The sequence below is a fragment of the Veillonella infantium genome, from assembly GCF_002959895.1.
GTDB lineage: Bacteria > Bacillota > Negativicutes > Veillonellales > Veillonellaceae > Veillonella > Veillonella infantium.
In genome coordinates this window covers 254,005-279,055 of sequence record NZ_PPDD01000001.1, presented here as the reverse complement: position 1 = coordinate 279,055, position 25,051 = coordinate 254,005, and the positions used below count along the sequence as shown (strand labels likewise).

Genomic DNA, 25,051 nt, shown 5'->3' with positions numbered 1-25,051 from the left:
GTCAGATCATTCAATGCCCTCTTTAGAGGGCCACCACTAGAGAAAGACCCTTATAGGGTCAGAGCAAACCACCCGTTCTACGGGTGGTTATGATTTAAAGGACTTTTACAGTAAGACAGAGAAATATATTAACAGAAGTAGTCTGTATAGAGATAACATATAGTAAATTAAATTTATATCGTCATGTAAACTAAGGGAAGAGACTTGTCAGTTTTATATCCCATAGTTATTGCTAGTTAGTTATTTCTTGTGACAATGTGTAAACTGTTGAAGAAAGGATTTATTATGAAAGATAGTATTGTGAATGAAGTTATGGAAATGGTTGATACATTCCTTAGCTTGGTTACGATTAATTTAGAGGATGAGCTTGATAGAGAGTTAGCGGCAGCATATATTTTTGGAATGTTAAATGGGACGGCTCAAAAGGAGTCCCTTACACCAGAGGATGTCCAAGACTTGATGTTTAATATTGGTATTGATAAACTTACTTATTCAGAGGAAGTAGCTTATCAAATGACGCAATTCGTCATTGATGCGACAGATGAGGAGTTTCACCCAACAGTAAATGCAATTATTCACAGAGGTTTAGAAGGTTATTTTTTATATTCAGACCATCAGTTTGATGATCTTTCAGAAGATTTTAATGAAGTTGTTCAAGTGGTAAAAGGAGAGCTATAATAGGGAATTAATATATTATAAGTATTATATAGGTTAATATATTATAAGTATTATATAGGTGTTTTCTTTAAAATAGATTAGCTTATTTCAACTAAGGAGTGAGATCTAATGAAAGATTTTAAAGCATTAGCCTCAGAGCGGTATTCAGTTCGCAAATTTGATACGAAGCCCGTTGAGCAAGAGAAATTAGATATCTTGTTAGAGGCAGCGAGATTAGCACCTACGGCTCATAATTATCAGCCACAACGCTTACTTGTGTTGAATACGACAGATAGTCTTAATAAACTAAAAGATTGCACGAATGGTCACTTCAATGCACCGTTGGCAATTATTGTTTGCTATGATAATACAGTGAGTTGGAAACGGGAATACGATGATGCGGATATGGGCGTTGTAGACGCTAGTATTGTAGGCTCTCACCTTATGTTTACTGTGGCGGATATAGGTCTAGGAACAACTTGGATTGCTCATTTTGATCCTGCTAAGGTACGAGCAGCCTATACTTTGCCTGATAACATCATACCTGTAGCGATATTCCCAATCGGTTATCCTCATCCTGATTGCGTACCTGCCCCAGGCCATACAAAACGGGCTGATGTAAGTGAGCTAACAATCTATAACTCCTTTTAATTTCTTCAAAATGTAAGCTCTATAAAATGTAAGCACTACAGAATTTAAGTAATACAAAAAAGGCGGTTAATCAATTACGATTAACCGCCTTTTCTAATAGTGTTTGTAGGTTCTGTTAGTATTTATTCTGGTTTATGAATAAGGTTTACTACGAATTCGCTATCTTCTACAAGTGTTGCTTGGATGTAGTTGTCGCCGTTGAATTCCAATACTTGGCCTGGTACAAGTACGTGTTCTTCAGTTTCGTTAAGGAACACTTGTACTTTACCTTTTACTACTGTAAAGATTACGTTTGCTTCTGGGTGATTGTGTTTTTCAACTTGTTCACCAGCTTTGCCGCCTTTTTTAACGATTACATAGTTAGGACCTTGGAATAATAAACCTAATTCTTGATTAACTGTGCCTGCCATAATAGACCTCCTAATTCTAGCTTTTTATGTTTTGAAAGCTGACGCTATCACTTAATTAAATTAATTTGTGTAATTACCTTATGCTTATATTATAAATGATATTACTTATCAATGCTGTGCCTATAGCTACAGTTTTGTAAAAAATATATAGAAAATTTTAGACATGAAAAAAGCGAACGTAAAATTTTACGTTCGCTTTTTGTCCATTTTCGTTCGTTTATAGTCTCTAAACAAACGGAATGTTATGTATTTATTATTTATTTTTTCTTGATTGTATATAAACGTGTGCCGTTTTCTTCAGTTGTTACAAGTTCAAAGTTTGGATCTACGGCTTTTACAAAAGCTTCGAACCATGTTTGGTATGCAAGGGCCATGAACTTAGGGTCAACGCCCGCTGTACGCCAGTAGCCTGCTTGTAATCTGTGATCGCCAACCCATGTGAATTCATCTGGGCTTTCAGAAACCACTTGGTCACCACCATCGCAAGGCATGCCATTTACGTAGAAGTTTTGCAACGCATTGTAAATAGCTGGTGCAGTGTGTTCCTCAAGGTTGTCTTGCGCCACAACGCCACATGCTTGACCTTGTACAGCGAATGCATCAAGAATAGCTGTTACTACATGTACTGCTTCGTCGCCAGCGTTAGTGTCGAGCAAATCTTTGATGAAAGCTGCTTCGCGAACGGAAGCGATATTGATTTGGTTAGCCAACCAGCCATGGATATTGCCGTGGTCGATAATGTTTTCTAGCGGAATGCTTGGATTGATTGGTTCGCCGTATGTATCTACGGAGATAGAGTGTAATTCCTCTGCCAAATCATCAACAACCTTAGTTGTTTTTTCTAAAATCAAGTTTTCACGCTCAACGAGCAATTGGATTTTACGATATAACCAGTAATGGATGTGACCTAAGAATGCGGACATATTAAGCTCCTTTTCGTGCTGTTTCTAATTTTTGAACTAAATCGTATACATTAACACCGTGAATTTCTGCGGCTTGCCATAATGGCTCAGCTGTAGAAGATGGGCAACCAAGGCAACCCATACCGATGCTTTGTAACACAGGTACGACATTTGGATATGTATCTACGATATCGCGAATGATTGTGTCTGGTGTAATAGGGGCACCTGCTTCGAGGCGTGGTGCTTCTGGTTCAGGGTCGTTGCCATGACCAGGTAAGAACACAGCTGGTTCATCGGATTTGCTTTCAGCTGGAGCACCTTCAAGGTCGCCCAATACAGCTGCTTTAAAAGTCTCTAAACCAATGCGGTCGATGAATTCGCCCATGCGCTCGATTTGTGCGTTTTCTTTATAGTATGCAATGATACGATCTACTAATGCAAGAGCTTCTTTTTCAGTTGCTACCTCTGCGATGAGGTCGCCGATGCGTGGGTGAGCACCGCCGCTACCGCCAGCGTATACGTTCCAGCCCTCTACAGTACCAATAATACCAACATCTTTCATGCGGCTTTCAGTACAAGAGTTAATACAACCGGCCACGCCGATTTTCATTTTGCTTGGCATTTCTTGAGACAAATATTTGCGTTCAAGTTGCATACCAAGATGTACGCTGTCTTGTTTAGCACGTTTACAGAATGTAGTGCCTGGGCAGATTTTTACGCTACGCACACGGTTAGAAACCATATACGCTGGCTCCATGCCGAGCATTTCCCAAGCTTTATCTACGTCTTCTGCTTTCAAATTCGTAATCATAATGCGTTGGCTGCCAGTCAATTTAAGAACGGCGCCGAACTCATTGGCTACGTCGATATATTTTTGTAATTGTTCTGGTTGAATGAAACCTGCAGGAATGCGAGGTGTAATTGCATAACGGCGTTGGCCGTTTTTAATGCGTTGTAAATTTGCTGCAATTTGTGCCATGTTAGATCCTTTCTCGAGCCCTCTCTGCGGAGAATAGTGGCTTAAACTACTTAGTTAATCTATATGATTCTTTATTTGTAATCTATATACGCCATTGGGTTTTGTGAAAGCTTCGCACGTATACGAACAGCGTGATGAGATCAACTAGGCGATGCCTCATCAAAACCCGGCGTAACGATCAGTACGGGTATTAAATACTGACCTGATGTTCCTAGTATAAACTATTTTAACACGTAATAATGTAACCTAAGCTACAAAATTGAAAGTTTTTAATATTAATTATTAATAGTATATATGATTTATGATACTAGATATTATAAAATAATTTACCTAATTGGTAAATTATGTGTTTACATTTATATTTGAGGGAGTATAATATAATTAACCTACTAGGTAAATTATTATAAATGGCCATTTATATTGTATCAACCATTCACTATGATTTGAGAGAGTCGGTGACATATTGGATATACGATATAAGAATAATAAGTTAGAAACAGTTTGTACAGATGCAAACTTTGCTAGGCGGGAATATGGGCGTGAGATGGCACGTAAAATTCATTTAAGAATTGATCAACTTCGTTTTGCTACATCTATTCAGGATTTGATTTTAAATGGTGTAGGTCGGTGTCATAAGTTGGTTGGGAATCGCAAAACTCAATATGCCATGGATTTAGTACACCCTTATAGACTTATTTTTATACATGTTGATGGAACGTTTCACGTAGTAGAGATTCAAGAAATTATTGATTATCATTAGTATAGGAGATATACATATGAAGATATATGAGAGTAAAACTTTTATTGCTATACCGCCTGGAATGACAATAAAAGAGGTTTTAGAAGATAGACATATGTCCCAAAAAGAATTAGCTACACGAATGGATATGAGTGAGAAACACATTAGTAAGCTCATTAATGGAGAGGTGCCACTAACGCAGGATGTGGCAATGCGTCTTGAACGGGTATTTGGTGTAGAGGCAAGTTTTTGGAATGGATTAGAAGCTAATTACAGAGAAAAGATATTAAAAGTAGAGTATGAAAACTCTATTGATGAAGAAATTAACTTTGCGAAACATTTTGGTTATGCCAAACTCGCACGTTTAGGTATCGTGCCAGAAACAAAAAAGGCAGCTGAGCAGGTCAATAATCTACAAAAGTTTTTTGAGGTAGCTTCTTTAAAATATGTAGCTAATGAAATGATTATGCCCTTAGTATATGAAAATATTAAGGATATGGAGCCTGATAAAAAGAGTGCAATTTATACATTGGTACAAATCACGAAAGGGAGGGCACGCTTTGTAGAAGTAAATCCCTACGATGCAGAGTTACTAGAAAAATTTATACCCAAAATTAAGGATCTTTCTAGTGAACCTTTAATTGCTGTGAAAGAGCCTCTTAAGGACATGTTAGCAGCATGTGGTGTGATTATTGTGTATTTGCCAATTATTGATAACATAACCTCCACATGTATTACATATTCCAAAGGAAACTCCATTGTTCTTGGTATACCAACGGAAGGTTCTGATGCTTTTTGGAAGTTATTAGGAGAAGCTTTACATAATTTGTTAGAACGAGATTATCCGCGTAGTAATCGTAAATACCGTAATAATGACCCTGTAACTGTGGTGAATTATTAATTCATTTTTGTAAATAGTTAAGGTGTAACTCTTAGGTTTTTCTTAGATATTACTTTTTAGGCTTTTTCTAGGTTTTTCATCATACAAGTTATAAGGACTTTAAAACTACAATCTGTAAGGACTTTCAAAGTACAATCAGTAAGGATTTTCAAAGTACAATTCGTAAGACTCTCATCCTGTAACAAAATAGCGTATAATAGAAATATAGAATATTCTTGATATAGGAGTACCAATGAAAGTCCTTTACGATACAATTTTAAAAGCAACATATACAGGTCGCCCGAACCGTTTTGTGGTGACCTTAGATTTAAATGGTGAAAGCGTACTCGCTCATTTGCCAAATCCTGGTCGCATGTGGGAGCTCTTGTTTACGGGTGTAACAATGTATATCGTGCCTCACGATAAGCCTGATGCAAAGACAAAATACCGCGTGGTAGGCATCGAGCGCGATGGTGTAGTGATTATGCTCGATACAAACTACAGCAATGATGTAGCGCAGCACTTGATCGAAAATAAACTCATCCCTGGCTGGGAGGAGTGGCGCGTTGTGCGGCGGGAGTATACGGTTAAACTACATGGCACATCATCACGTTTTGACTTACTCCTCACCAATGATAAAGGTGATGAGTTCTTGTTAGAGGTTAAGTCTTGTACGCTATTCTCCAAGACTGGTGCCATGTTCCCTGATGCGATTACAGAACGAGGGCGCAAGCATTTATTACATTTGAAAGAATTGCAAAATGAAGGTTACCACACAGGTGTTTTATTCCTCGTACAATGGGATAGGGCGCAGTGGTTCTTGCCAGACTACCATACAGATTTAGAATTCGCTAAAACCTTTAAAGAGGTCGCAACTTCTTTAGATTGGAAAGCCGTTGCTGTGGCGTGGGATGAGACTTTTACCATGCCTACTGTAACCCATGAATGTTCCTATCCGAGTAACATTCTAGACACAGAGGCTCACGATAGCGGCGTGTACGTGATGGTTATGCTTCTGGACCACGATTTAGACCTTGAAGTCGGTTCTAAAGGAATGATGCATTTCAAGGCGGGGTACTATATGTACGTCGGCTCTGCGAAGGCGAATTTAACGAAACGCATTGAGCGCCATAAACGAAAACGGAAGAAAATGCACTGGCATCTAGATTACTTCCGCGGTCACTGCGAAATGATAGCAGGCCTGCCGATTCGCACTAGCCTAGATGATGCGGAATGTGCTCTCGCTGATGCGGTCCGCGGCGTTGCCGAATGGGACGTGCCGAAATTTGGATCCTCTGATTGCGACTGTAAAAGCCACCTATTTGGGATGATGGACAATCCGATACATAATCAATCCTTTATGAATGTAATAGAGAATTATCGAATGAATACATTGGATGCGCTAGTTAAGTGATTGTTGTTGGGGCCCCGTCACATAGTGGTTTACTAGTTAAAAAAGTTAGACACTTATTCCTTCCCTCCATAGTGACCTAAGTCGCTTATTCATAAGTGTCTAACTTTTTTATAACCCTATAGGTGGAGCAGTCCCAACAACAAAAGCACTTTTCCTTTCGCATGGGGCAGGGCCCCTAATTGGGAGAAGCGGATAAAACAAAAGCTAAGTATTTGATTTCATTTAGATTTATGGCAAAGAATGATTGGAAAGAAACGATGCTAACAGGCATTGGCAGTACTGGTAATGATACTTCAGGTGTGGAACGAGACTTTGTTAAGGTCTTGGACCATATGATATACCATGCAGCTCATTAAATAAGAAGCAGGAATAGCTTATAAGTATGAAATAAAATGAGATATAAATATAGAGGGGAATTATATGACATCTTTAGAAAATGCGATTACAGGAAATGTGATTGTATATCAAGCAGAGAATGAATCTGTTTCTACGAATGTACTATTCAAAGATGAAACATTTTGGATGACACAAAAAGATATATCAAAACTATTTGATGTTAATCCACAGGCTATATCCAAGCATTTAAATAATATTTATTCTGACGGCGAATTAGAAAAGCTAGGAACTTGTTCCAAAATGGAACAAGTTCAAATAGAAGGAACTCGTACTGTTAAACGGGTAATAGATTTTTATAATCTTGATGCTATCATTGCAGTAGGATATCGAGTAAATAGTAAAAAGGCAACACAATTTCGAATTTGGGCGACAAGAGTTTTAAGGGAATATATTATCAAAGGTTTTGCTCTTGATGATGTTATGCTAAAGAATGGGCGTGCATTTGGACAAGATTATTTTAAAGAATTACTACGAAGAGTCCGCTCAATTCGTGCTAGTGAACGACGCATATATCAACAAGTGACAGATATATTTGCTGTGTGTGCAATCGATTATGATGCACAATCACCTATTACCAGAGAATTTTTTGGAACGATACAGAATAAGTTTCATTATGCTATTACTGGTCAAACTGCTGCAGAAATCATTCATAGTCATGCAGATGCTACAAAGGATCATATGGGATTGACTACGTGGGAATCTGGACCGGAAGGGCGGATTTATAAGAAGGATGTAATCGTAGCAAAAAATTATTTATCTATTGAACAGATTGAACAACTTGAGCGAACGGTATCCTCATTTTTTGATTATATAGAACGTATTATTGAACGACGTGAAACATTTACTATGAAAGCTTTTATTGAAAGTGTAGATAAGTTTTTAGACTTTAATGAGTATCAAATCTTAACGAACAAAGGACTTATTTCTATGACACAAGCACAGAAGAAAGCTGTTAGTGAATATAAAGTGTTTAATGCACAACAGAAAGTAATTTCTGATTTTGATAAGTTTGTGAGAGAACATAGTTAATAATAAAGGGTTTATAGCCTTTAGCCCTTAAAAATGCTATAATATTATGATGTATTATAATCAGTGTTAGTAAAATGAGGTGAGATTGTGGCAGACCAACAATGGTCCCACGGGAATATTCATCCCGTTCAGATTGATAAAGAAATGAAGAACGCTTATATCGATTATGCGATGTCCGTAATCGTAATGCGTGCTCTTCCAGATGTGCGTGATGGCTTGAAACCAGTACATCGTCGTATTTTGTACGCGATGCACGAAACAGGCATGACGCCAAATAAACCGTACAAGAAATCCGCTCGTATCGTCGGTGACGTACTCGGTAAGTATCATCCACATGGTGATAGCTCCGTTTACGACGCAACGGTTCGTTTGGCGCAAGATTTCAATACGCGCTACCTCTTGGTAGACGGCCACGGTAACTTTGGTTCCATCGACGGCGATAGTGCCGCTGCGATGCGTTATACCGAAGTACGTATGGCAAAAATTACGCAAGAAATGCTCGCTGATATCGACAAGGAAACTGTTGATTTCATGCCGAACTATGATGAAAGTTTGCAAGAACCTACCGTATTGCCAGCGAAGATTCCAAATCTTCTCATCAATGGTTCCAGCGGTATCGCCGTAGGGATGGCGACAAATATTCCGCCGCACAACCTTAACGAGGTATGTAATGGCCTTACCATGCTCATCGATAATCCAGACGTAACTGTGGACGAATTGATGACGCAAATCAAAGGTCCAGACTTCCCAACTGGGGCGCTCATTTTGGGCAGGGAAGGCATCAAAAAAGCGTATTCCACAGGTCGTGGTAGCGTAAAAATGCGCGCTCGTGCAACCATTGAAGAAATGGCGAAAGGCAAGCATAAAATCGTAGTGACTGAGATCCCATACCAAGTTAACAAGGCTCGCGTTATCGAAACGATTGCGAACTTGAGCCGCGACAAGGTTATTGATGGCATCACAGCACTTCGCGACGAATCTGACCGTCAAGGTATGCGCATCGTTATCGAATTGCGCGCTGACGTACAACCAGATATCGTTCTTAACAAATTATATAAACACACTCAACTTCAAGAATCTTTCGGCGTGATTATGTTGGCCCTTGTAGATGGTCATCCTCGCGTATTGAATTTGAAAGAAGTATTGGGTTACTACTTAGATCATCGTCTCAATGTAATCGTACGCCGTACTCAATTCGAGCTTAACAAAGCCGAAGCGCGTGCACACATCTTGGAAGGCTTGTTGATCGCCCTCGACCACATCGATGAAGTTATTGCTACAATCCGCAGTTCCCAAACTGACGAAATTGCACGTAACGCATTGATGCAAAAATTCGGGCTTTCAGAAAAACAAGCAGTAGCCATCCTCGACATGCGTTTACGCCGTTTAACAGGCTTGGAACGCGAGAAAATCGAAGACGAATACAAGGAATTGTTGGCATTGATCGAAGACTTGAAAGCTATCTTGGCTAGCGAAGCGCGTCAACGTCAAATCATCAAAGACGAACTGGATGATATGAAGAAGAAATACGGCGACCCTCGTCGTTCTGAAATCACAATCGATACGTCCGACCTTGATGTAGAAGACCTCATCGCTGACGAAGAGATGGTTATTACCTTGACTAAACAAGGTTATATCAAACGGATGAACGCGAACGTATATCGCAACCAACATAAAGGTGGCGCTGGCGTTATCGGAATGAAGACGAAGGAAGACGATTATGTAACACAAATTATGCATGTACGTACGCATAATACATTGTTGTTCTTCACATCTACTGGTCGTACATACCGCCTCAAAGCATACGAAGTGCCAGAAGCAGGTTCCCGCAACTCTCGTGGTACTGCTATGGTTAACGTATTGCCACTAGCTGTAGGCGAATCCGTTACGACTATGATCGACCTTGAACGCGTTCAAGAAGATGTAAACTTATTCATGGTAACTGAGTTCGGCGTTGTAAAACGTACAGCTATCGAAGAATACCGCAACATCCGTCGTTCTGGTCTCAACGCTATCAACCTCGACGAAGGGGATCACTTGATTTCCGTCAACGTAACGACTGGTGACCAAGATATCTTGATCGGTACTAAATTGGGTATCGCTATTCGTTTCAGTGAAAGCGATGTACGCCTTATGAAACGTGCGGCTCACGGCGTGCGGGGCATTAAACTCAATGCAGGCGACGTGGTTGTAGGTGCTGGTGTTATTAATGCTGATGAAAGCGAAGCACAAGTGTTTACTATCTCCGAAGAAGGATTTGGTAAACGCAATGATGCGGAAGCTTATACATTGCAAAAACGCGGCGGTAAAGGCTCTAAGAACTTCAAGATTACGAACAAAACAGGTGACGTAGTTGCCGTTGAAGTTGTTCATAATGATGATGAAGTAATGCTTATCTCTGAACAAGGCAAGATTATTCGCTTCAACATGAACGATATTGCTGTTAAAAAAGGCAAAGCTATTTCTGGTGTGAAAACACAAAACCTCGACGAAGGTGATAAAGTAGCTAGCATTGCTGTTATTCCAGGTTCTGAAATCGAAGAAGACGGAACTGAAGAATAATAAGCTAAAGAACAGTAAGCTTATAAGTTCATAAGCTAATGAGTTAGAGCATACTATAAGTAATATAATTAAGTAAGATACAAATATGTAAGTAACTATGGGCGGCCATCTTAGATGGTCGTCTATAGCGTTAAGGAGTTAGAAATGAAAAAATGGTTAGCTGCTATGTTTGCAGCAGGGGTTTTCTTTGTAGGTGGCTTTGGCCAAGCTAGTGCCGCTGATTGGTATTATATCGATGCGGATGCTGACGATGCAGCATGGTTCATCGATAACTCTTCTGTATATAAAACAGATGATGCGGCTACAGTACTTGTTAAAATTAACAATGTAGAAGGCTTCACATACATCTACACAGTACGTATCGATCGCAAAGAAAAAACATGGACAGAACTTGATACAACAGTATACAGTGCTGCAGGTGTAGCATTGTTGTCCAGTAAAGAAGCACAAAAACCTACAAAAATTGAAGATGATACCATGGGCGCGGAAGTTATGCAGGCCCTATGGGGTAAATAATCCAACAATTTAATAGAAGCTGATATTCGCTCTGTCTATTTAGATATTTAGAACGTATAAGTCGCCCCGAACTATCCTGAAAGCCTCCATAGTGAACTAAGTCGTTTTCAGAATAGTTCGGGGCTTTCTATTTTCTTACCAATCTTACAGAGCGAATACCAGCCTTCAAATCCATTGGATTATTTAAAGCCCATAGGGGACTCGCTAGATGTTCCTTAGGGTTCTATATAATTTATGCATTTAATAGAGTTTTTATTAGTAATATGCAATTATGGTGTTATAATGAAGGCGTAGGGAATTTATGTATGTAGATTGCATAGTTATTTAATTTTATAGTCAGGAGAGACTAGTTATGAAAAAATTATTTGCTTGTCTAGCTGTAGCCGGTTTGTTATTTAGCGCTGGTGTGGGTGTGTCTCATGCTGAAAGTTGGTATGCATTAGAAACAGATCAAGCCGGTCGTACTGGTTACATCGATAATGATTCTGTTAATAAAAATGATGCTCAAGCTACATTGCGCTTAAAGATTGTAGATCCGAATGGAGATCACTCCATTTATACGATGACATTTAACCGTGCTGATAAAACAGTGCAGCTTATTGATGTTACAACATATAATCCACAAGGCTATATGATTGGCTCTGAAACATTGGCGAATACAAAAATACAAATACAAGAAGGAAGTAATCTAGATCACGTGTATCACTTGATTTGGTAAATTGTCTTTCATAAAATATTTAGTTTCATCGAATATACTAGATTTCGTATTCTTGTATTTAAATCGAGAGGTAAACATATGAAAAAAACATTAGCAGCTGTTTTGGCAGCAGGCGCTTTATTGATTGGTGGTATCGGTAGTGTTGATGCAGCAAATTGGTATACTGTTGGTACTGATAGCAATGGCATCACTTGGTCCATCGATAACGATTCTGTTAAAAAAGATGACAAAAAAGCTGTTTTGGACATCAAAGCTATGGATTACGAAGGTTACCATTACATCGTAACTGAAGAGTTCAATCACAAAAAACGTGAAGTAAAAGACGTTAAGGTTACTCTTTACAATCCAAAAGGCGAAGTAGTAAAACAAGAACAACCTAACAAATCTACTCGTAAGGTTGAACAAGGTACTCCTGCATACGCTGTATACACACTTATCTGGGGTGACAAATAATCTGATCCTCCGAGGGTTATGATTTTTAGTGAAAGCCTACATACGCACGTTCTCATTTGAGGACGTGCGTTTTTTTTTTGCTTTTAATTCCCTAAAATTTGGTGAATTATTTATCCATTCGTGGTACAATGGGAATATTATTACGCATTTTTGTAAGTTGTGTCTTATTGAAATATGTTTACACACAATATCATGTAGAATGTTATGTACAATGTCATGTGCAATATCACGCACAATGTTATGTAGAATAGCATGCGCAATATTATGTCATCTAGAGAGGGTTGATTGATCATAATTTTACGCAAAAGTGTAACATTTCTACATAGTATAAACTTTCACTATAGCGTATACTAAAGGTAAGATGTGGAAGTACGCCTTGAGCACAGTGCTCCGTAGTTTGGCCTATTTCTTTTAAAGGTTTGCTAGTTTTAGTTTGTTAGAGGAGGTCCTCATGTCTCAATACGAATTTATCGATAAACGCGTGCCGATTGCGCTCGACAATCCATCCATTTATCACGACATTTCTAAGTGTAAAAACTGTACGTTATGCCGTCGCGCTTGTGCGGACGTAATGAGCGTACTCGACTACTACGATCTCGATGCAAATGGTGATGTGCCAGTATGTATCCACTGTGGTCAATGTGCGGCTGCATGTCCATTCGACTCCATGCATGCTAAATCCGAGCTTGAAAAGGTGAAAGCAGCTCTTGCAGATCCTGAAAAAATCGTTGTTATCCAAACAGCTCCAGCTGTTCGTGTAGCGATCGGTGAAGGCTTTGGTTACGAACCAGGTACATTCCTTGAAGGTAAAATGGTTGGTGCATTGCGTGCATTAGGTGCAGACTATGTAGTAGACACTAACTTTGGTGCGGACTTAACTATCATGGAAGAAGCATCTGAGCTTGTAGAACGCCTTAAAAATGGTGGTCAAATTCCTCAGTTCACAAGCTGCTGCCCAGCGTGGGTGCGCTTTGCGGAAATCTACTTCCCTGAATTGATTCCTAACTTGTCTTCCACACGTTCTTGTATCGCTATGGAAGCAGCTATGATTAAAACATATTTTGCTGAGAAAAAAGGCATTAATCCTAGCAATATCGTATCCGTATCTGTAAACCCTTGTACAGCTAAAAAAGCAGAAACAAAACGGGAAGAAGAAAATGCAGCGGCTCGTTTCTATGATGACGAATCTCTTGGTATGGATACAGATATTTCCATCACAACTCGTGAGTTCATCCGTTGGATTCAAGAGGAAAACCTCGACTTCAATGCTATTGAAGAATCCCAATTCGATGACTTAATCGGTATGGAAACTGGGGCCTCCATCATCTTCGGTAACACTGGCGGTGTTATGGAAGCAGCTATGCGTACAGCATATAAGCTTATCACTGATAAAGAGCCACCTCCATATGCATTGACACACCTCGAAGACGTTCGTGGTATGGAAGGCGTTAAAGAGGCCACTGTTCAATTAGGTGATGATGTAACCTTGTCCGTTGCGGTAGTGCATGGCGGTAAAAATACACGTGACTTCCTTAATGCCTTGAAAGACAGCGATAAACACTATGACTTCATCGAAGTTATGGCTTGCCCTGGTGGCTGTATTGGTGGCGGCGGTCAACCGCGCACTAAATTGCCTCAAGCTGTGAAAACTAAGGAAGCTCGTATTGGCGGTCTTTATGAAGCTGATGCGAACTACAAATGGGTTGCTTCCTATGAAAATCCAGAAATCCAAGCCTTATACAAAGACTTCTTGGGTGAACCATTGGGCCATAAGGCACATGAACTTTTGCATACACATTACACAGACCGCAGCGCGGTTCTTGGTGATCGCAAAGACGTAACACCTGAAACATGCCCAACATCCCCTAAATATAAGGGCTAATCGTATTATCATGTAGCTAATTCGGTCAGTATGAGTCGTTTCGAATGTAATCAGTCGATACGTACATCTATACATTGGCGTGATTAGACTGGTATATGGGTAACTAACTGAACATACATAAATCCTACGGGTCATGAGTGACTTGATACTTGTGTAGATATTGACTACTGAGTGTCACCTTACATGCGATTCGTAGGATTTTTATGTTTATCCTTATTATGGATTCATAACGATTGAGTACCGCGTATATCAATACTTACAATTACTTTATAACTTTATTATGATAAATTAGTATAGAAAATCAGCTTTTATATGAGGAAAAGATGAATTATATAGTGTATAATATATAGATAAGTAATGTGTAAGAGAGTTCAGCAAGGAGTTTTGTGGAGAGATGAACTTGTTTTTACGGCGTGCCTTATGTGGCATGGCCTTGATAGTCGCCGCCATCGGTACTGCGGGATGCCAACATGAGAGTCAGGCAGAGCAGGAAGAGGTACGAACTGTATCGTATCGGGCTGTCATGCAATCAGATAAACCTGTCCCTGAGAAGGTGAATACCTGGCTTGGGGCTATGTCTCAAGAGGACAAGATAGGTCAGCTGATGATGATTAGCCTTCATGGCAGTACGGTAGGACAGTCCCAAAAGGACGTCATCAGGAAATACCGTGTGAGCGGCGTTATGCTAACTAATGAAAATCTACATAATAAAAATCAAGTGAAAGCTTTTACCAGCGATATCATGCAAACAGCCACAACGGCGAGTATGGTGACGCCATACATCGGCATCAATCGGGATAAGGTGTTGAGTACGAATGAAAGTTTCTTGCGCTTGCCAGAGCCAAATCGTTGGGGCCAACTACCGATGGAACGGATCATCAATTTAGTGACTCGATCGGCCATCGAAATGCGGGATATGGGCTTTAACCTCATCGTGGGACCAAATGCAAACCTAGGGGTGCCGAATGTGTCCTATACATCTGACCCTACGTGGGCAGGGTATATGGATCTCGCCATGGCGGAGCGTTATCAAATCAACCACATGTGGTTTGGCTATAACTACTTCCCAACAGTGAGCCTTGGTGATGCATCCTTTGAGACCGCTAACGATGCGAAGGCCTATTTGAACAATAACGATGTGTCCGTATTTAAACGCCTCATTACACAGACGACAGCGAATACGTACATGCTTGTCATAAGCCATGTGCAAATCCCTGCCATCGATAATGAACACCTAGCGAGTAACTCGAAAGCAATCATAACGGACTGGCTACGACATGAGCTTGGATATAATGGAGTGGTCATGATAGACCGTATCGATGTAGGCGCTTTGCAAGCAAACCAAAAGATAGGAGACTTTGCAGTTAACTCCATCGTAGCAGGCAGTGACCTCGTTCTCCTTGATGCAGATACGGGGCACATCGATGAAGTCCATCGCGCACTTACGCAAGCGGTGGCGAACGGAACCATTTCAAATGACCGACTCAATGATGCGGTTAAACATATTTTGCTCATGAAGATGCAAACTCAACTACAACAATAAAGAAACGACTATATAAATATTCTTATTATATACGAATCATATGACGTGCTATACCTTATGGTAGGCACGTCTTTTTATATGTGTTGACTATGGAAAAAGATTATATATGGAATATTGTATGTTGGCGTGACGAGGATAGACTTATAAGAATGCAGTAAATATAAGGGATTTCACAATCAAATGAGTAAAAAGTAAACCATTAAATAAGTATATTTTATGCGTAAAAAATTTAACATAATAAAAAGTCATGTTAATAATATGAAAATAAGTTTATATTTGTTTTAAATTTATGATATAATAATCTCCATAGAATGTTGGAGGTGAGAGTATATGAATTTTGTGGGACGTGCTGAGATTATTGAGAGTATCCAGTCCCGTGTTGCGATGGGGCAAATGAGTTTGTGTGTTGTATACGGCCCACATCGTAGTGGCAAATCTTATGTGGCTTCCCAGCTCGTACGACGTCATAAGGCGTTATACTTGGCGGGGCGTATAGCTAATGAAGCGATCCATGTAGCTGATATGAATCGAGCTCTTGAGGCACGTTTTGTTCCTACCGATGAGCAGAACAAATTTGAACCGATTACAAGTTTGCAAGAGGCTTTTGAGGGCCTCTTTGAAGATAGTGTGAAAACGCCTCAGACAGTGGTGATCGATGATTACCCATCCTTGGTAGAGGCTGTACCACAGTTTCCTATTTATTTTCGTGATTTGTTAGATGCCTATAAAGAAACGAGCCAGTTGAACATCATTTTGATGGCGAATGGATTAGAGCAACTCGATGGCCGTATCATTGGTGAGCGTAGCTTAATAGGCCCTTATGTATCAGAATACTTCGAGGTGAAACCATTCTCTTTGGTTGATATGAAATCCTTGGGGCTTCACTATGCTAAAGATGACTTGCGTACTGTATTCGCCGTAACAGGCGGTCTACCTGCGTATGTGCAGTACTTTGATAATGGTGAAAGCATCGATACGAATATCATTAATTTGTTCTTCTCTGTATCAGGTGCCCTATTTGAAGAAACACAACATATCTTACACAGAGATATGAAAAATATAACAGGTGCTAACGCTATTTTGTCTGGCCTTGCTACCCTTGAAAGACCATACTACGTAGAACTTTTACAAGCAAGCCAAATTAAAAGCGGCACCTTTACATCTCGTTTAAATGACTTGATGTCGATGGGCCTTGTAGGTCGTATCCAAGCGAATAGCCGTGGACCTGCGAAATATGCAGACTACCATTTTACCAATAGCATGTTCCATTTCTGGTACCGCTATGTGTATAAATACTGGGGCGACATTGTTCGTGGCAACGGTGCAGACGTGTACCATACCTATGTAAAACCACAATTGAAAGACTTTGTGGAAGCCTCTTGTATCGCAATTTAATCAGACACATTAAACATAGGATTACTTGTACAATTACTGGCAATATCAGAATACATTACTCCTAATGTGTATGTATTAGTAATCTGAACTTGCGTACTATTACCCAATGGTAGTACTCACTCTTCTAAAAAAGACACCGCACTTCCTCTGTGGTGTCTTTTTGTGTTGTTTATTTATTTTCAGCAATTACCTATCTAGGTGTATAGTTATGTCCTTTCAGAGATAGAAATTAATGCTAGATTATAATAGAATATGACGGAATTCTAAGGAATTGCCAATTTGTCAAAATCCCCTTTTCACGCTATTGTGTAGATAAGCGCTATGCCATGGCAGGAAAGGGGATTTATGTTATACACAAACGAAGAACCGTTAGTACAACGAACCTGTATTAAAACTGCAAGCTTACAATCTGAAGAAATATCTTCAAAGGGAACATCTTCCAAAGAAGTACTTTCTAAGAGGCCTTTTTCTAAGGAACTAGAATCTGAAATGATACCGCCTAAGGAACCAGAGTACAAGGTGCCAGAGGAGTTGAAATTACAGACTCTTATCTGCGGTCATCAGGTCTTAACGTCCTTATCGGATAAGAGCCTCGTGTCGATTTGTCAAAATCCAAATATGCGGATTCAGACGGTTGGATATCAGCCGTGGTCCGTTGATGAGTTGCGCCATGATGCGGCTCAAATCGAGCTCTGTCGCAGGTATCGACCACTCATCTTACACTATACGAATAAGACGGGGAACCGCGAGTTCCGTGAAGACCTAGAGAGCTATCTATGGGCTATCCTATTAGAGTCGATTTATAGCTTTGATCTAAAAGGCTCCGTACCGTTCCCTGGCTTTGTGAAAGCCGGTGTTAGATATGGTTACATGCGGTATTGGAAGCGAGAACGATTGCGTAATCATCGTGAGATTCATATACCAGACCGCATCACCGATGATGGCGAGGTAGCTGTTGGTATGGATATCTTCTCATCTGGAGAAAATATAGCAGACATGATCATGACGGCCGATGAGGAACAACGATTACGGGCTCGACTCGTATGGGCTCTTGGCAGATTATCTCCAGATCAACAAGATCTATTGCGCCGTGTGTACGGTGACTGTAAAAGCCTCGTATCCGTTAGTGAAGAACTGAACTGTAGCCGCCAAGCAATCCAACGGCGCCATGAACGAGCCCTGCGGAAGCTGCGTAGATACTTGACGACAGACTTTAAGAAACTACGAGTACACTAATACGAATGGAATGGGGCTATACATTCATTATAGATATACATGTTTTAGAGCTATATACTTATTAGGGCTATACATATATGAGATTCTTAGAACTCTGAAGCTATTAGAATGTGTAGTATAAGCATATGAGTATTAGTCTATTAGAGCTAAGTTCTTATTAGTATGATATGTGTTAATATAATTTAATTTCTTATTTATATTCTGATTCTTGTATAATTACGTTAATCGCGATTAACAGATATACATAAAATATGCAATTCTCAATTTAAATGAGAAAATAATGACACATATAGGTATATATTACTTTTACAAGATCATAAAGTCTTTAATTTTACATAAATTTCTATAGTTTTGTGTATATATTTACAAATTATACAGTGTGATATACAATTAAACCAACAGCAGATTAAAGCATGCGAATCTGCTTTCACAGAACACGTGTTCATTGTATTGTTGAAAGGAATGTTCCTAAGTTGAGGGGAGAGAATTCCTATGATGACATGTAATGAAGTACCAGTAGCGGTGGCCACTTGGCTATCTAAGGGAGAGAATTTGGATTTGATCTATACGAATCCGAAGAATCATATTGTTTGTTTTATTCCTACCTATGAACCTGGCGGCGGGGACAGCACGATGTGCTATTTCGTAGACGGTCGTCAAGAATTGGTACATCTGCCAATTCGTACTATTCTACGAGAGTTGGCCTTACAAGAGGGGTTGAGACCGAACTACATCATGACCAGCGACGGTCGGCGCAGTAGCTATACGGCGCCTAAGACCTATGGCCCGCATCTTACCTTTGGGCATATTAAATGTCGGCGACCTATAGGCAAGGACGTGGTATATGGACTCTTTAACGTGGCGATACCTTATCAATATATCGTCACCGATGGTCCTGATCCAGATACGAGCTACATTCACGTGGGTGACTTTAAACCTATCTTGGTGTACCAAGCCCCACACCACGTGAAACACAAGCTGAACGAAGCCATGCTAGAACACTGTAACTACGTGCGCAAAATGCTAGCCCGCATCAAACTCAGTCAAAACCCACAAGTCGTGGCCGAACTATTTATTGCTTGGAGAGACCTAACGAGATAAAACATTAGGGGGAGAGACTAACCAGAACGCTAGGGGGGAGAAATGAACTAGTAGAGGGAGATGAAGTAATAGAAGGGGAGATGATGTAATAGGGGAGAGAAAGGAGGAACTATAGGGAGAAATAACATAGGGGAGACATAAATAAAAGGTTATCATTAAGACAAAACAAATATCTTTTCACTCTTGATAAAAACCACCTCATATAGGGGTGGTTTTTTTATATGCAAAATATGAAAATTCATTCATGATTGAATTAAAAGTTATATGAGTAAAAAAATACCTATATTATATGATAATGTATATAGTAACAATTATACTGAGCGGTTTAATAGGTTATTATTCTTGCGTAAATGAGTTTATTACATGAAAATAATGTGAATTTAATCATGAATTATGATAGAATTAGAGTAATTATAACTGACATAATAAATTTCATATAAGGGGCATAAGGTATGAATGTTCAAGTTGTTGAGCCTAGAGCAGATATTTTAGTTGAGTCGACGCGATCTATCGGATATACATTTGAATCTGCATTGGCGGATATTATTGATAATAGTATTGGTAATGGTGCGACACATATAGATGTTAGATTTTCTAGTATTGATCCTAGATATATAGCTATCTTAGATGATGCTTGTGGTATGACACCGGATGAATTAATTATAGCTATGCGTTATGGTAGTAGAAATGTAAATGACCAACGTGCGGAATCAGATTTGGGGAGATTTGGGTTAGGCCTAAAAACAGCATCTCTATCACAGTGTAGAAAGCTAACTGTTATTAGTAAGAAAAATAATGTTATATCTGCAGCATCATGGGATTTGGATTTTATCATTGAGCAACAAGGTTGGTCTTTAAAGGTTTATGATTATGATGAAATTGTAAATCAATATAATAAAGCAATTCCAGGAATTTTAGATCAACTTAATAGTTATGAATCGGGTACTATTGTTATTTGGGAAGATTTTGATAAGATGCTTGAAGGTGCTACTGAACCGGATACTTTATTTGATGAAAAAATATCTATTGCACGATCACATTTAGAACTTATTTATCATAATTTCTTAGATAAAACGAGTAAAAATCCTATTGAATTAAGATTTAATTACCTTCCATTGGTGGCTAAAGATCCATTCTTAACAAGGCATCCAGGAACACAACCTTTACCAGAAGAACAGATTAATTTAGAAGGAAATAATATTAGAGTCAAACCATATATTTTACCTTACCTTAATAAATTAAGCCCTGAAGATATTAATCTATTAGGGTCTCTTGATGCTTTACGAAATAAACAAGGGATATATGTTTATCGTAATAATCGTTTAATTATTTGGGGAACTTGGTTTAGGCTTGATACTAAAAATGAGTTAAACAAATTAGCTCGTATTAGAGTTGATATACCTAACTCTTTAGATCATATTTGGGATATTGATATAAAAAAATCCACTGCTAGCTTGCCTAATTCGATTAAGCAAAACTTAAAGTTTATTGTAAAACGTGCAATAGGTTCTAGTGAACGTGTATATACTTATCAAGGTAATAAGTTGATTAATGATGAGTATGATCATGTATGGGAATTGCGGGAAAAAAATGCAGAGACATTCTTTGAAATAAATAAGAAACTTCTTGTTTACAAAGCTTTTTTAGAATCTTTATCTACAGAACAAGCAAAACAATTTAAGGCACTTATAAGGCTTATGGAAGTAACTGTTCCATTCAAAGCGGCATATACTATGTTAGCTAAGAATGAAGGAACGTTTGATAAAGATTATTCAGATGAGGCCTCTAAACTTCTTCATGTTCTATCTAATATTAATACAATGAATCAAAAAGAATTAATAGAGACCTTGGAAAAAATAGACTTTTTTGTAAATAACACTAAATGATAATTTAAAGGGTGTGAGTATTTTATGGACGAGCAAAAAAAAGTTAAGATACTTCGAATGATAGATATACTTTTATCTGATGATAGTGATGTTGATAAATTTTCGGAAGAATATTTAGATTCAAAAATCAAATTTATATCTGAGCACTTTGGGTATAATTTAAATTCTGATGAATTTGAAGAGATAAGAAGACAATTACATCATCAGTATTCTATTATTATGAATGATGGTTGGGTTATATCTCAAGATGCAGATTATGAAGATTGGTATAGCAATGGACCATTAACAGATTCTTATTGGGGTCGATATAAACGATATTTATTAGATGATGTTGGTTTTTCTCCTAGTGTAGTTAATGCAATTGATACTTCAACATCTTCTATAGTAAATTTACTTGGTGATCCTAAAAAAAATGTAAGCTTTGCAAAGAAAGGATTGGTCATAGGGGATGTTCAGTCAGGAAAGACAGCTAATTATATATCTGTAATTAATAAAGCTGCTGATGCGGGTTATAAAGTAATTGTTCTTTTGACGGGTACAATTGAAAAATTGAGAAAACAAACACAAGCACGTGTCGATGAAGGGTTTATAGGGGATAATACCTCTGACTTAGAACGTAATGCTGGACGTAGATGTTTAATTGGTGTGGGCCGAAAAGATCCAAGTCGTAATGCAGTCGCATTAACTTCTACTATTAAAGATTTTAATAAAACAACTCTTATTAATTCTAATATTCGATTAGATTCGTTATCAAGTCCATTGATATTAGTTGTAAAAAAGAATAAGACTGTTTTAGATAGAGTATATAAATATTTTAGAAGAGAAACAACTGATGCTATAGATAGTAAGATTAACCATTCTTTATTATTTATTGATGATGAAGCAGATAATGCATCTATTAATACTAATAGTAGTGATAACAGTCCGACTGCTATTAATCAATATATAAGAAAAATTTTGTCACTATTTGTTAGATCTAGTTATGTTGGTTATACAGCAACACCATATGCTAATGTCTTTATAGAACCTAGCAATAGTACAGATATGTATAATGCAGATCTATTCCCTCGTGATTATATATATGTTCTAGACTCACCAAGTAACTACATTGGTGCTAGAGAGATTTATTCAGTTAATGGGAAATATAAATCTATGTATAGGGAGATTGATGATTTTGAACAATATCTTCCTATTAAACATAAAAAAGATGCAGACGTTCCTTATGAATTACCACTATCATTAAAAAAGGCAATACTTTCTTTCTTTATTATTAATGCAATTAGAGATTTAAGAGGTAATATAACATCACATCGTTCAATGTTGGTAAATGTAAGTCGGTTTATCGCTATTCAAAATGAACTTAGTGATAGAATTAACATATTTGTTTCTAATATGAAAAATGCTATTCAAAATTATATATTATTACCCTCTTATGATCAGTACCCTTTACTTCAGCTTCTATATGATGTATATAATAGTGAATTTATATTGCCAGGGAAATATAAAGAGAATAGTGAAATAAACTGGGAGACAATCAAGAAACAACTTATTCAGTCTATTGAAAATATTAAGGTAGAATCTATAAATGGTGGGAACGCATCGAGATTATTAGATTATAAAGTATATGAAAAAGGATTGCGCATAATTGCTGTTGGTGGATTAAGTTTATCAAGAGGATTAACCTTAGAAGGGCTTTGTGTAAGTTATTTTTATAGAAATTCTGTTATGTATGATACATTAATGCAAATGGGGCGTTGGTTTGGATATAGGCATAATTACGAAGATATATGTCAGGTTTGGATGTCTGGTGAATCATATAGTTGGTATCAGCATATTTCAGATGCAACAGATGAGCTTAGAGATGAAATTCGTCGCTGTATAAATGATAAAAATAATAAGCCTATAGATGTTGGTATTAGAGTACGTTCAAGTGAAGGTGCCTTAATTGTGACAGCAAGAAATAAAATGCGTAGTGCTGGTGATTATGAGGCAGATATTTCTCTTAATGAAAATTATATTGAAACACCTTATTTTTCTAGAAGCCAACAATCAATTGACGGTAATGTTATACAAGTAAAAGAATTTCTTGAGCTTTTAAAAATTAAAGGATATCAATTAGCTAATCCAGAAGCGGAATCTCTTCATAATAAGTCTGCAAAACAAATTTTATGTGTTAAGAAAGAGTATATTGTAGAGTTTTTAAAAAATATAGACACACATTCTAAGAATATTAAATTTGATGCGCGTCAAATTGCAAAATTACTTGAAGCCAGCACAGATGAAATTCTTGAAAGTTGGGATATTGCAATTGCTCAAGGTAAATCTAAACGTATTCAATTTGATATATTTGATGAAAAAATTCATGTTACAGAGCGTACTGCGGCTAATATATGTAGAGATACAATTGCTTTGAATTCCAGACGTCTGGGTACGCCAGGTGTTGTATCTAGTGGATTAACAGAAAAAGAGTATAAAGCCTTTTTTAAACTTTTAGCGGATAGTGATCCAGAAACTAATTATTCTGAAGTAACTATACCAGATAGCAGATTCTTTGATTTAGGCTTTAAGCGGAGACCATTATTGGTTATTTATTTAATAGATTTAAAATCTTCTGAGAATATCACTCAAAATCAACCTTTGGTAGGTCTTGCACTCGGTATACCTAAACTTCGTGAACCTAAAGCTCTTAGCTATAAATATAAGGTTAACGTAAAATGGCTTCAAAAGTATTATGATATAGACGATGATATGTTAACAGAAGAAGATGACTTAGGAGAAGATGATGATTAATGGAGCAGCATTGCAAGTAGAAGTTGGATTGATAAATCCAGAATGGCCTTTGAGAATTTATAAAGGTGATAATGCTGATGGTTATCGTGTATATAGTGTTATAAGTAAATATGAGCCTAAAAATCTATTATCCACTAAACTGATATCCGTTCATAGAATGTATAATCCTAATAGAGATGAATGGCAAATTTTGTTTAGTTTGACATCTTCGAGTGATAATAGTAAGGATATGTTTAAATATATCTTTCGAGATATTATAAAAACGATTGATTTTAGTCAATCAGAGAAGAAGGCTCTTGAAACTTTATGTTATAGATATGAGCATTGGCAACAATTGCTTTCTAAGGTACCAGATTCATTTGGGCCATTAAAACAACAAGGACTGATGGCAGAGTTGTTAGTATTAAAAGAAGATTTAATTCCAAAGTATGGAGTATCAGAAGCTTTAGAAATGTGGCAAGGTCCTAAAGGTGGTAAGCAAGACTTTATTCTATTAGATAGTTGGATTGAGGTTAAGTCTACTATTTTAGGAAAACGAGATATAAGAATTTCTTCTTTGGAACAGTTAGATTCAGATATTAGTGAAGGAGAGCTTGTTGTTTTAACTGTGCAAGAATCAAATGTTCATGATAGTAAAGCTATATCTTTAACAATGGTTATTGATGAAATTGATGCCAATATTAATGAAGATCTTTTATTAAATAAATTTAGAGAGAATTTATTATTAGTTGGTTATGGCTCAAGTCAAGCTGATGAAGTTTATTTTAGAATCATCAGTAAGGATTACTATAGTGTTACTAATGATTTCCCCAAAATTAAACGTAATGATATATCTACGGCTATTACATCAGTTTCCTATAATCTAAATTTAGATTCTATTTCCGAGTTTAAAATTTCTTAGGGAGTAAATAT

The 25,051-nt window shown here is 37.8% G+C and carries 22 protein-coding genes; 19 read left to right on the top strand and 3 right to left on the bottom strand.

The window, feature by feature from the left end; translation table 11 throughout:
• The first annotated feature begins 285 nt into the window (after positions 1 to 285).
• Positions 286 to 678, top strand: coding sequence for an Imm48 family immunity protein (imm48, locus tag VCHSUH03_RS01310; RefSeq protein ID WP_105093785.1), 393 nt, complete (start codon positions 286 to 288; stop codon positions 676 to 678).
• Positions 679 to 786: 108 nt separating this feature from the next.
• Positions 787 to 1,308 (top strand): nitroreductase family protein, encoded by a 522-nt coding sequence (locus VCHSUH03_RS01305; RefSeq protein WP_105093784.1) that lies wholly within the window; start codon positions 787 to 789, stop codon positions 1,306 to 1,308.
• A 122-nt stretch (positions 1,309 to 1,430) separates the two neighbouring features.
• Here the strand turns inward: VCHSUH03_RS01305 and VCHSUH03_RS01300 are convergent, their stop codons facing one another.
• From VCHSUH03_RS01300 to VCHSUH03_RS01290, 3 genes are all read right to left on the bottom strand, one after another.
• The gene (locus VCHSUH03_RS01300; RefSeq protein ID WP_009351598.1) at positions 1,431 to 1,718 is read right to left on the bottom strand and encodes a cupin domain-containing protein; all 288 of its coding nucleotides are present in this window, start codon (positions 1,716 to 1,718) and stop codon (positions 1,431 to 1,433) included.
• 257 nt (positions 1,719 to 1,975) lie between these two features.
• Positions 1,976 to 2,641 carry a hypothetical protein gene (locus VCHSUH03_RS01295; RefSeq protein ID WP_105093783.1) on the bottom strand — a complete coding sequence of 222 codons (666 nt, stop codon included), beginning with the start codon at positions 2,639 to 2,641 and terminating at the stop codon, positions 1,976 to 1,978.
• Between the two features lies 1 nt (position 2,642).
• Positions 2,643 to 3,599, bottom strand: a complete 957-nt coding sequence (locus tag VCHSUH03_RS01290; protein ID WP_105093782.1) for a DUF1858 domain-containing protein — start codon at positions 3,597 to 3,599, stop codon at positions 2,643 to 2,645.
• A 544-nt stretch (positions 3,600 to 4,143) separates the two neighbouring features.
• On the opposite strand from VCHSUH03_RS01290, the gene VCHSUH03_RS01285 reads away from it, so the two are divergent.
• From VCHSUH03_RS01285 to VCHSUH03_RS01210, 17 genes are all read left to right on the top strand, one after another.
• Positions 4,144 to 4,359: a type II toxin-antitoxin system RelE/ParE family toxin gene (locus tag VCHSUH03_RS01285; RefSeq protein ID WP_420917983.1), complete on the top strand. Its 216-nt coding sequence runs from the start codon at positions 4,144 to 4,146 to the stop codon at positions 4,357 to 4,359.
• A 16-nt stretch (positions 4,360 to 4,375) separates the two neighbouring features.
• Complete coding sequence (locus VCHSUH03_RS01280; protein WP_105093780.1) at positions 4,376 to 5,239, top strand: HigA family addiction module antitoxin; 864 nt, start codon at positions 4,376 to 4,378, stop codon at positions 5,237 to 5,239.
• 232 nt (positions 5,240 to 5,471) lie between these two features.
• Positions 5,472 to 6,632, top strand: a complete 1,161-nt coding sequence (sfsA, locus tag VCHSUH03_RS01275) for a DNA/RNA nuclease SfsA (protein WP_105093779.1) — start codon at positions 5,472 to 5,474, stop codon at positions 6,630 to 6,632.
• Between the two features lie 179 nt (positions 6,633 to 6,811).
• Entirely contained in the window at positions 6,812 to 6,988 is a 177-nt protein-coding gene (locus VCHSUH03_RS09500; protein WP_157939972.1) for a hypothetical protein, read from the top strand.
• 64 nt (positions 6,989 to 7,052) lie between these two features.
• Complete coding sequence (locus VCHSUH03_RS01270) at positions 7,053 to 8,057, top strand: virulence RhuM family protein (RefSeq protein ID WP_174683248.1); 1,005 nt, start codon at positions 7,053 to 7,055, stop codon at positions 8,055 to 8,057.
• Between the two features lie 87 nt (positions 8,058 to 8,144).
• On the top strand, positions 8,145 to 10,619 hold the full coding sequence (gene gyrA, locus VCHSUH03_RS01265; RefSeq protein WP_105093778.1) for a DNA gyrase subunit A: 2,475 nt from the start codon (positions 8,145 to 8,147) through the stop codon (positions 10,617 to 10,619).
• Positions 10,620 to 10,763: 144 nt separating this feature from the next.
• Positions 10,764 to 11,135: a hypothetical protein gene (locus VCHSUH03_RS01260; protein ID WP_105093777.1), complete on the top strand. Its 372-nt coding sequence runs from the start codon at positions 10,764 to 10,766 to the stop codon at positions 11,133 to 11,135.
• Positions 11,136 to 11,487: 352 nt separating this feature from the next.
• Complete coding sequence (locus tag VCHSUH03_RS01255) at positions 11,488 to 11,853, top strand: hypothetical protein (RefSeq protein ID WP_105093776.1); 366 nt, start codon at positions 11,488 to 11,490, stop codon at positions 11,851 to 11,853.
• A gap of 78 nt (positions 11,854 to 11,931) precedes the next feature.
• A complete protein-coding gene (locus tag VCHSUH03_RS01250; RefSeq protein ID WP_105093775.1) occupies positions 11,932 to 12,306 on the top strand; it encodes a hypothetical protein in 375 nt (124 codons plus the stop codon).
• A 451-nt stretch (positions 12,307 to 12,757) separates the two neighbouring features.
• Positions 12,758 to 14,188 carry a [FeFe] hydrogenase, group A gene (locus VCHSUH03_RS01245; protein ID WP_105086111.1) on the top strand — a complete coding sequence of 477 codons (1,431 nt, stop codon included), beginning with the start codon at positions 12,758 to 12,760 and terminating at the stop codon, positions 14,186 to 14,188.
• A gap of 394 nt (positions 14,189 to 14,582) precedes the next feature.
• Positions 14,583 to 15,731, top strand: a complete 1,149-nt coding sequence (locus VCHSUH03_RS01240; RefSeq protein ID WP_105093774.1) for a glycoside hydrolase family 3 N-terminal domain-containing protein — start codon at positions 14,583 to 14,585, stop codon at positions 15,729 to 15,731.
• Positions 15,732 to 16,061: 330 nt separating this feature from the next.
• Positions 16,062 to 17,126 (top strand): AAA family ATPase, encoded by a 1,065-nt coding sequence (locus tag VCHSUH03_RS01235; protein ID WP_105093773.1) that lies wholly within the window; start codon positions 16,062 to 16,064, stop codon positions 17,124 to 17,126.
• Positions 17,127 to 17,471: 345 nt separating this feature from the next.
• Complete coding sequence (locus VCHSUH03_RS01230; protein WP_105093772.1) at positions 17,472 to 18,362, top strand: sigma-70 family RNA polymerase sigma factor; 891 nt, start codon at positions 17,472 to 17,474, stop codon at positions 18,360 to 18,362.
• A gap of 492 nt (positions 18,363 to 18,854) precedes the next feature.
• Positions 18,855 to 19,463, top strand: a complete 609-nt coding sequence (locus VCHSUH03_RS01225) for a hypothetical protein (protein ID WP_039968834.1) — start codon at positions 18,855 to 18,857, stop codon at positions 19,461 to 19,463.
• A 452-nt stretch (positions 19,464 to 19,915) separates the two neighbouring features.
• Positions 19,916 to 21,349: an ATP-binding protein gene (locus VCHSUH03_RS01220; RefSeq protein ID WP_105093771.1), complete on the top strand. Its 1,434-nt coding sequence runs from the start codon at positions 19,916 to 19,918 to the stop codon at positions 21,347 to 21,349.
• Between the two features lie 24 nt (positions 21,350 to 21,373).
• Positions 21,374 to 24,139, top strand: coding sequence for a Z1 domain-containing protein (locus VCHSUH03_RS01215; RefSeq protein ID WP_105093770.1), 2,766 nt, complete (start codon positions 21,374 to 21,376; stop codon positions 24,137 to 24,139).
• Positions 24,129 to 25,040 (top strand): PD-(D/E)XK motif protein, encoded by a 912-nt coding sequence (locus tag VCHSUH03_RS01210; protein WP_105093769.1) that lies wholly within the window; start codon positions 24,129 to 24,131, stop codon positions 25,038 to 25,040. The genes VCHSUH03_RS01215 and VCHSUH03_RS01210 overlap by 11 nt, the downstream gene beginning before the upstream one ends.
• The last annotated feature ends 11 nt before the right edge of the window (positions 25,041 to 25,051 follow it).

What these genes read in the sequence shown, in the direction of transcription:
- sfsA (WP_105093779.1), top strand. Translation starts at nt 5,472, where the DNA reads ATGAAAGTCCTTTACGATACAATTTTAAAAGCAACATATACAGGTCGC.
- VCHSUH03_RS01255 (WP_105093776.1), top strand. Translation starts at nt 11,488, where the DNA reads ATGAAAAAATTATTTGCTTGTCTAGCTGTAGCCGGTTTGTTATTTAGC.
- VCHSUH03_RS01235 (WP_105093773.1), top strand. Translation starts at nt 16,062, where the DNA reads ATGAATTTTGTGGGACGTGCTGAGATTATTGAGAGTATCCAGTCCCGT.
- VCHSUH03_RS01215 (WP_105093770.1), top strand. Translation starts at nt 21,374, where the DNA reads ATGGACGAGCAAAAAAAAGTTAAGATACTTCGAATGATAGATATACTT.
- VCHSUH03_RS01230 (WP_105093772.1), top strand. Translation starts at nt 17,472, where the DNA reads ATGTTATACACAAACGAAGAACCGTTAGTACAACGAACCTGTATTAAA.
- VCHSUH03_RS01300 (WP_009351598.1), bottom strand. Translation starts at nt 1,718, where the DNA reads ATGGCAGGCACAGTTAATCAAGAATTAGGTTTATTATTCCAAGGTCCT.
- VCHSUH03_RS01240 (WP_105093774.1), top strand. Translation starts at nt 14,583, where the DNA reads ATGAACTTGTTTTTACGGCGTGCCTTATGTGGCATGGCCTTGATAGTC.
- VCHSUH03_RS01285 (WP_420917983.1), top strand. Translation starts at nt 4,144, where the DNA reads ATGGCACGTAAAATTCATTTAAGAATTGATCAACTTCGTTTTGCTACA.
- VCHSUH03_RS01250 (WP_105093775.1), top strand. Translation starts at nt 11,932, where the DNA reads ATGAAAAAAACATTAGCAGCTGTTTTGGCAGCAGGCGCTTTATTGATT.
- VCHSUH03_RS01280 (WP_105093780.1), top strand. Translation starts at nt 4,376, where the DNA reads ATGAAGATATATGAGAGTAAAACTTTTATTGCTATACCGCCTGGAATG.
- VCHSUH03_RS01245 (WP_105086111.1), top strand. Translation starts at nt 12,758, where the DNA reads ATGTCTCAATACGAATTTATCGATAAACGCGTGCCGATTGCGCTCGAC.
- VCHSUH03_RS01220 (WP_105093771.1), top strand. Translation starts at nt 19,916, where the DNA reads ATGAATGTTCAAGTTGTTGAGCCTAGAGCAGATATTTTAGTTGAGTCG.
- VCHSUH03_RS01210 (WP_105093769.1), top strand. Translation starts at nt 24,129, where the DNA reads ATGATGATTAATGGAGCAGCATTGCAAGTAGAAGTTGGATTGATAAAT.
- VCHSUH03_RS01305 (WP_105093784.1), top strand. Translation starts at nt 787, where the DNA reads ATGAAAGATTTTAAAGCATTAGCCTCAGAGCGGTATTCAGTTCGCAAA.
- imm48 (WP_105093785.1), top strand. Translation starts at nt 286, where the DNA reads ATGAAAGATAGTATTGTGAATGAAGTTATGGAAATGGTTGATACATTC.
- VCHSUH03_RS01295 (WP_105093783.1), bottom strand. Translation starts at nt 2,641, where the DNA reads ATGTCCGCATTCTTAGGTCACATCCATTACTGGTTATATCGTAAAATC.
- VCHSUH03_RS01270 (WP_174683248.1), top strand. Translation starts at nt 7,053, where the DNA reads ATGACATCTTTAGAAAATGCGATTACAGGAAATGTGATTGTATATCAA.
- VCHSUH03_RS01290 (WP_105093782.1), bottom strand. Translation starts at nt 3,599, where the DNA reads ATGGCACAAATTGCAGCAAATTTACAACGCATTAAAAACGGCCAACGC.
- VCHSUH03_RS01225 (WP_039968834.1), top strand. Translation starts at nt 18,855, where the DNA reads ATGATGACATGTAATGAAGTACCAGTAGCGGTGGCCACTTGGCTATCT.
- VCHSUH03_RS01260 (WP_105093777.1), top strand. Translation starts at nt 10,764, where the DNA reads ATGAAAAAATGGTTAGCTGCTATGTTTGCAGCAGGGGTTTTCTTTGTA.